Annotated in this window: 5 protein-coding genes; 4 read left to right on the forward strand and 1 reads right to left on the reverse strand. The window is 37.1% G+C overall.

What is annotated here, in order from left to right; translation table 11 throughout:
* A partial coding sequence (locus QZN27_RS07570; RefSeq protein ID WP_296785916.1) for an MATE family efflux transporter occupies positions 1-1,683 on the forward strand: 1,683 nt, incomplete at its 5' end.
* A gap of 31 nt (positions 1,684-1,714) precedes the next feature.
* On the opposite strand, the gene QZN27_RS07575 is transcribed toward QZN27_RS07570, so the two are convergent.
* The gene (locus QZN27_RS07575; protein ID WP_296785919.1) at positions 1,715-2,146 is read right to left on the reverse strand and encodes a peptidylprolyl isomerase; all 432 of its coding nucleotides are present in this window, start codon (positions 2,144-2,146) and stop codon (positions 1,715-1,717) included.
* A 104-nt stretch (positions 2,147-2,250) separates the two neighbouring features.
* Between QZN27_RS07575 and QZN27_RS07580 the strand changes: the two genes are divergently transcribed.
* The 3 genes from QZN27_RS07580 to QZN27_RS07590 form a co-directional block, all read left to right on the forward strand.
* Positions 2,251-3,339: a heparan-alpha-glucosaminide N-acetyltransferase domain-containing protein gene (locus QZN27_RS07580; protein WP_296785922.1), complete on the forward strand. Its 1,089-nt coding sequence runs from the start codon at positions 2,251-2,253 to the stop codon at positions 3,337-3,339.
* Positions 3,340-3,360: 21 nt separating this feature from the next.
* Positions 3,361-6,588, forward strand: a complete 3,228-nt coding sequence (locus tag QZN27_RS07585; RefSeq protein WP_296785925.1) for a lectin like domain-containing protein — start codon at positions 3,361-3,363, stop codon at positions 6,586-6,588.
* Between the two features lie 145 nt (positions 6,589-6,733).
* Positions 6,734-7,650, forward strand: a 917-nt coding sequence (locus QZN27_RS07590) for an aminotransferase class III-fold pyridoxal phosphate-dependent enzyme (protein ID WP_296785928.1), incomplete at its 3' end; no start/stop codon positions are given.

The raw sequence follows: 7,650 nt of genomic DNA on the forward strand, positions 1-7,650 counted from the left end.
GACAAGTATTACGAGCTGCTCCTGCCTACATTGTTTATGGTGATGTCCGAAAAGATAGCGGTTGTTATAGATGTAGTCGTAATTGCACTGCTTATCGGAGGCTCACAGCTATCTTCATTAAACTTAATGTCTCCTCTCCTTTATTTCACTGGCATATTCTATGTTCTTTTCGGTCAGGGAGGCAGTCTGCTGGCATTAAGGGCAAAATCGGATTTGGATGATGAAAAATCCAATTTTTATTTTACCGTTTCAATTATTGGAATCATCTTGATTTCATTGATTTATATTGCGGTGATATTCGTTTTTGCAGATAATATACTGCACTTGTTGCATGCCCCATCCGAAATATTTTACCAGGCGAAGAGTTATCTCTTTGCAATAATGTTTTTCTATCCTTTGAACTGTTTCATTATAGTTATTTCATATTTCCTTCGATCAGACGGATTCCCTAAATTGCCGTTCTATTCAGTCCTGATAGCTAATGTAACAAATATAATATTGGATTTTATATTTTTGAAAGGTTTCAATATGGGCATGGAAGGTGCCGCCCTGTCAACAGTTGTCGGATATGCTGTTGGTGTGGCTTATATATCAAGATACCTTTTCAGTAAAAGGCGTTCCTTTAAGTTTGTTTCACCCGCCAAGCTGAAAATAAGGAGGGTATTCAATTCCCTAAAAAACATAATGCTCAACACTCCTGAAGTTGTCGGAAAGATATTTTTCTCAATTCAGATGGCAGTCTTTACATATCTCTGCTCAACCTATTACGGTGCGGCCGGGCTTTTGGCGTTTCTTGTATATGACAACTCTGAAACTTTCGTCTACATCGTCCTTTCAGGAATCATGAAGGCATTGACTCCAATTGTGGCCGTGTTTTATAAGGAAATGGATTTTAAGGCTGTGAAATATATAATCAAAAAATCAATTAAGCACATCCTAATTGTCAGTGTCCCCATTTCTGCCCTTTTCTTTGTGTATCCGGAAATATTGATTAAACTATTCAACATTACAAATCCCCAATACATCCAAATCGTTACCTTAGCAATACGCATAACCTCATTCGGATTAGTTGGACGCTGCATGTCCTATCTCCTGGCCAATTATACCCAGGCCATTGAGCATAACAGGATTTCATTTACAATCACATTTTGTGAAGAGTTCCTGATTTCCATTGTTTCAGCATTAATCTTGACTCATTTCATTGGAGGAATCGGAATATGGATTGCAATTCTATTGTCTGAAACAATACCTCTTTTAATCTATGTTATTATGGCCAAACGTCTCCAGATGTCTAATGAAATCAAAAATCTGTTCTTGCTTAAGGATTCAAAACTGGTGAATTTCACATATGTCAAAGGGAATAATGAGTATTCTGATGAGCTTTTGGAAAAAATTGAAGCAATATTCAAGGATTATTCTCCGCTCTTTTTCTCATCGGTGGGAGGCATATGCGAAAACATTTTTGAGCATGACCCTTCAGTCAATGAGATTGATGTTACTGTAAGATTGGTAGACGGCAATGCAGTGGTCCTCTTCATCGATGACGGCGAGTTATACAATCCATTCAACAATAAGAAGTTCAACGAATCTCAAACAATTAGAAAACTTAGGGAAAACAATTGTGAATTCGACTATACGAATGTTTTGGGATTCAACAAGTCATATGTCCGGTTCAATTACTAGTTTTAAAAAAAGAAAGTTGAAAGATAAGGAATTATCTTTCTTCTACGGTGACTCTGTTCATCACGTCACCTGGGCGGATAGCATCAACAACGTCTTGGCCTTTGATTACTTGGCCGAATACGGTGTGAACGCCGTCTAAGTGTGGTTGTGGGCAGTGTGTAATGAAGAATTGGCTTCCTCCAGTGTCTTTACCTGCGTGTGCCATGGATAATGCACCGGTTCCGTGTTTGTGTGGGTTTCCTTCAGTTTCACATTTGATTGTGTAACCAGGTCCTCCGGTACCGTTACCGATAGGGCATCCTCCTTGGATTACAAAGTTTGGAATTACCCTATGGAAAGTTAATCCATCGTAAAATCCTTCTTTAATCAGTTTTTCAAAATTAGCTACAGTACCTGGAGCTTCATTTGGAAATAATTCGAGTTCAATATTTCCTTTATCAGTTTCGATAGTTGCGACTTTCATTTTATCACCTTATAGTATTATTTAATATCAATTATTAAATAGTTTTTGAATGGCAATTATATATTACTATAAATATAAATGTTGCTTAAACTACACAGTATATTATGAATATTTCAAACTTGTTTTCGGATGACAAAATCAATACTGGCAGGCAGGTCGAGTTGGATATTGCCAAGGCCATGTCCATCATTTTCATGATTTTTCTTCACACAATGTGGGTGAATATGGCTTTTAATCATTCTTTTAGCCCAGCTTATGAGTTCACTGTCGGCAGTCTTCTGGGCAGGCCTTATGCGGCGCCAATCTTCATGTTCTGCATGGGTGTAGGAATAGTGTACTCAAGGAAAAGTCAGCCGAAAACAATGATAAGAAGGGGAGCGATTCTATACCTTTTGGGAATTCTGGTAAATATATTTGAATTTTTCATACCTAATTTTCTTTCAGGAACACTTTTGGGAAATTGGGACGCTTTTCCTATACAGGGAGGACTTTTGCTCTTTTGTGTGGATATCCTGGCATTTGCCGGTTTGGCATTCATTTTCATTGGAATCCTTAAGAAAATGGACCTTTCAAATAGGAATATGGCCATTGTTGCAGTAGTGCTGTCCGTGATTGGAAGCCTTACTAGAGGCACTGATTTTGGAGTTACTTTCCTAAACCTGTTTGTTTCCGATTTTATAGGTACTCAAGGAGGATTTACAGCTTTTCCACTATTTAATTGGTTAATTTTCCCTATTGCAGGATACATTTGGGGGCAGTACTTTATAAGAGCCAAGGACAAGGGTGATTTCTTTAAGTTTTGGCCGATTTTCATCATAATTTCATTGGCATACTTCTTTGCATCCTCAAGGCTATGGGGAGGAATCCTGTCTAATGATATTCACATGTATTACTTCATGAATACATTGGATGCAGTATTCTGCATCATAAGTGCACATGGTATAATTGGCCTGTGCCATTGGATGGCCAAATACCTGCCGGATGCAGTCATCAAGGCGGATACAATTCTCAGCAGTAATATCAACACGATTTATATTGCGCAATGGTTTTTTGTGCCTCTTGCGGCGATATTCATAGCTTACTTCTTCAAGGGCATAGTGGTGGATGATCTGCTGAATTCCATTATTTCAATATGCATGATAGTCTTGGCTACGGTAGTTGCGTTGGGGTATAGAAAATTGAGAAGCGCTTAACGTGTTGTTGGGGGATAAATTATGATATTTAAATCAAAATATTTCATGTTTATAGTTGTCATCTGCATTCTGTTTAGCATAACTGCTGTTTCAGCTGATTCAGTGTCTAATCAGACAGATGTTTTGGAAAGTGATGTGGATTTACAGTCAGGCATTGACTTGAATCAGGATGTTTCGGGTGATGGCCAGAATGAGAAACTGGAAGATGCAACTTATAAGTCCTATGATGATTTCTGTGAGGATATAAAAGATCGTACAGATTCCTTTAACATAGAAAGTAATTATAAGTATGATGAAAGCGATGTGGAAATGCAGTTGAAGATTAATCAATCCAATATAGTGATAAATGGTAATAATCATATAATTGATGGTTCCAACAAGGCACAAGGATTTATTTTCGCATGTGAAAATTCAAACATTACTATCAATGATTTAACTTTTATAAACTGTAATCAGTCAATATTTATTTCAGGCAAACTCACTTTAAATAATGTGAATTTCACTAACAATTTTGTGAATTCATCAGAGAAGTCTGTTGGAATTATTACAACTGATGAGGATAGTAATTTAACTTTAAATCATTGTAATTTCAATTCAAATTTTGATGCATATCTCATATCTGCATTTTATTCTGATGTAGAAATTTATAATTCTCATTTCTGTAACGCTAGAAATAGCGATGCTCCTATTTTGATTAATAGGAATGCATTGATTATAGAAAATTCCACTTTTGAAAATTTAAGCTCCAAATATGGTGGGGTAATAAATTTCAAGGGAGATTATTTGTCAGTTAAAAATTCAACATTTAACAATACCCATGCGGATTTTACTGGAGGGGCAATTCTTGGAAAACTTTTCAGAATTAACGCTGATTCGAATAATCCAGGTGCCGGAAAGCGACCACTTAGAGAATGGATAATCGAAAATTGTGAATTTGTGAATGTTTCATCCAGTCATAATGGCGGTGCAATTTACTTCGACTTTGATTCAGGAGAGCATGGAATAACAAACACTTTATATATTTCCAATAGTAATTTTACAGATATTTCCTCTGGTTATGGTGGAGTTATAGCCGCCCAAGGGGGAATTTTATATATTTCAAATTCTAATTTTATAAATTCCAAAGCCAAAAACATTGGAGGGGTAATCTATACTTCCTGGGCTAATCTGACCATTGCCAACTGTAATATAATAAACAATAGCGCCCAGTCAAATGCCGCTGCGATTTATTTTGATTATGGAAAACTGGTCATTGATAAATCCAATTTCATAAATAATGCTGTAACTGCACCATCTTCAGGTAGGGAAAGCGTGATTTATGCAAATGACGTAACTGCAAATATCAATAATTCAACCTTTAACAATGGTGGGGTAGCGGTTTATGCAAACTTCGCAAGCAATGACTCCATTATAAAAGATATTATTTCCACCGACTTATTCTTGTTGAACAATACTGATTATATTGTTTCTGTTGAAAATAAGGGAATAAAGATTAATCTGACCAAAAATTCAATAGTTGCGGATACATTGCCTGCTAGGTTTGATTCCCGTGATTGGGGATGGTCAAGCCCACTTAAATATCAGGGAGACAGCCTGGCTTGCTGGGCATTTGCAACCGCAGGAGCATTGGAATGCGCACTTTTAAAACAGACAGGTGTTTTATACAATATCTCTGAAAACAATATTCAAAATATTCAAATGAAATATTACAGTGAAGGAGATACTAGAAATGATGCTGTTGGAGTTGCTTATAGCGGTTTGGGTCATTCCTTAAGTTGGTATGGTATTGTAACCGCTCAAGAGGATTCTTTTGATGAGAGAGGCATGTTTTCAAGTGTTCTACAAACTGAAAATAGAATACATCTTCAAGACGCAATGATTATTTTTGGCGGAAGAAATGATACAATGGACTTGATTAAACAGGCTATAATTAAATACGGCGCTGTATCCATCCAATATAGCTTTGATTCTTTTGATTATAACAGGACAAATTATACAGATCAAGAGCTTCAGCCAAATCATTTTGTCACACTAATCGGATGGAATGATAATTTTTCCGCTAAAAACTTCAATGGAAGTGATGCCCTTGAGACCGATGCTCTTCCAAGGGGTGATGGTGCTTGGTTAATTAAAGATTCTGAAAGTGCATCATTAAGTGAAACTGAGGGCACTTTTATGAGGGAAGGAGGTTATATGTGGTTGTCCTATTATAATCCTTCATTTTTAGCTAAGGATTTCCGTGCAATTATCCCTCAAGCGGCGGCTGTAGCCTATATATTTGAGAACACAATCGATTATCATGTTAACTATCAAACGGATTTGATGGGGCTTTGTGGTTTTGATGGCAATTACAGCTATTATTCCAACGAGTTCACTTCAAAGTATTCTGAACTGATCGGTGCTGTTGGAACATACTTCAACGAGTCCGGAATCGATTATTCCTTTGATGTTTATGTGAATGGTGCTAAGGTTCACTCCCAAAGTGGTGTCAGTGAATTTGCAGGATTCAGAACAATTATCTTGAACAAATACATTCCGGTTAATGCCGGCGATAAGTTTAAAGTTGTATTTAAGAACAACGCTCTTCCTTTCCAATCATATTCAAGACAGCATTATATGCCGGGAATGTCCTTAATCAGTAAAGATGGCAAATCCTGGAGTGACATTACACTTCAGGATAAAACAGTCTGTCTTAAAGTGTATACTGTTAGGGATGATACCAAAATCATAAATAACAAGAATATCGTTGTTGATTATGATGGAGGATCTTACTTTAGCGTTAAAGTCGTGACTGCCGACGGACGTGCAGTCGGTGCGGGAGCTGTTGTCAAGTTCACCATCAACGGCAAGACATACAGTGTAGCGACCGACAACGACGGTGTTGCCAGGATTAAGATATCTGAACTTCCTAAAAAATACACAATAACAACCACATACAATGGTGCAAGCCTTAAAAATACGGTTACCGTAAAACAGGTCCTGACTGCAAGCAAAGTCACCATCAAAAAGAAAATCGCCAAAAAGCTGGTCCTGAAAGCAAAACTCAAAATCAACGGCAAGCTCATTAAGGGCAAAAAGATAACCTTCAAATTCAAAGGCAAAACCTATAAGGTCAAAACCAACAAAAAAGGAATTGCACAGAAAACTTTGAAAAAAAATATTATCAAAAAGCTCAAAAAAGGCAAAAAATACACAGTCAAAGTGACTTACCTCAAGGACACCATTAAAACAACTGTTAAAGTCAAATAGATGATTAATTTCATCTATTTAAAATTTTTTTTTAAAACCAAAGCCAATTCACTTCATTCTTTTCATTTTTTCAATGAATTGGGGAAAGTATTTTATATTAATTTAAACTTATACTTTTAATGATTAAATATATTAGGAGATTATTATGAATACTCAGGAATTAATTAAAATTGAAGATGATTATTTCATAAACACTTTCACCAGACAACCAATCGTACTTGATCACGGGGAAGGTGTTAAAGTATGGGATATCGATGGAAATGAATATTTGGACATGTTTGCAGGTATTGCAGTTAACTGTTTAGGTCACAATCATCCTAAACTTGTAAAGGCGATTCAGGACCAGGCAGAAAAGCTCATTCACATTTCAAGCATCTACTACAATGAGCCTGCTTTGATTTATGCCAAAAGATTGGTTGACAAAACAGGTTTCGACAGAATATTTTATGCAAACAGCGGTGCTGAGGCCAACGAAGGAGCTATCAAGTTAGCTGTCAAATACACCGGAAAAAGTGAAGTCATATCAACCGTCGAGTCATTCCACGGAAGGACCATAATGACACTTGCGGCAACCGGTCACGAACATTATCATGAACCATTCAAATGCATCTTGCCAAAAGGCTTCATCAATGTGCCATACAATGATTTGGAAGCAATCAAGGAGGCAGTTACAGAAAACACTGCAGCTATTATTGTAGAGCCTATCCAAGGTGAAGGCGGAGTTAACGTTCCTGATATCGAATACCTTAAAGGAATCGAAAAAATCTGTAAGGAAAACGACATCGTATTCATTGTCGATGAGGTCCAGACAGGATTTGGAAGATGCGGAACACTCTTCGCTCATGAACTCTTTGATGTAAAACCTGACATCATGACAATGGCTAAAGGAATCGGTGGAGGAGTCCCAATGGGCGGAATCCTTGCAACCGAAAAGGTAGCCAGTGCATTCGTTCCAGGTGATCACGGAACAACCTTCGGTGGAGGTCCATTGGTTGCAGCTGCAGCTAATGCGGTTCTTGATGCATTTGAAGAGGAAAATATCCTTGACAATGTCAATGAAGT

This window comes from uncultured Methanobrevibacter sp. (assembly GCF_900316895.1).
In the GTDB taxonomy this organism is placed as follows: domain Archaea; phylum Methanobacteriota; class Methanobacteria; order Methanobacteriales; family Methanobacteriaceae; genus Methanocatella.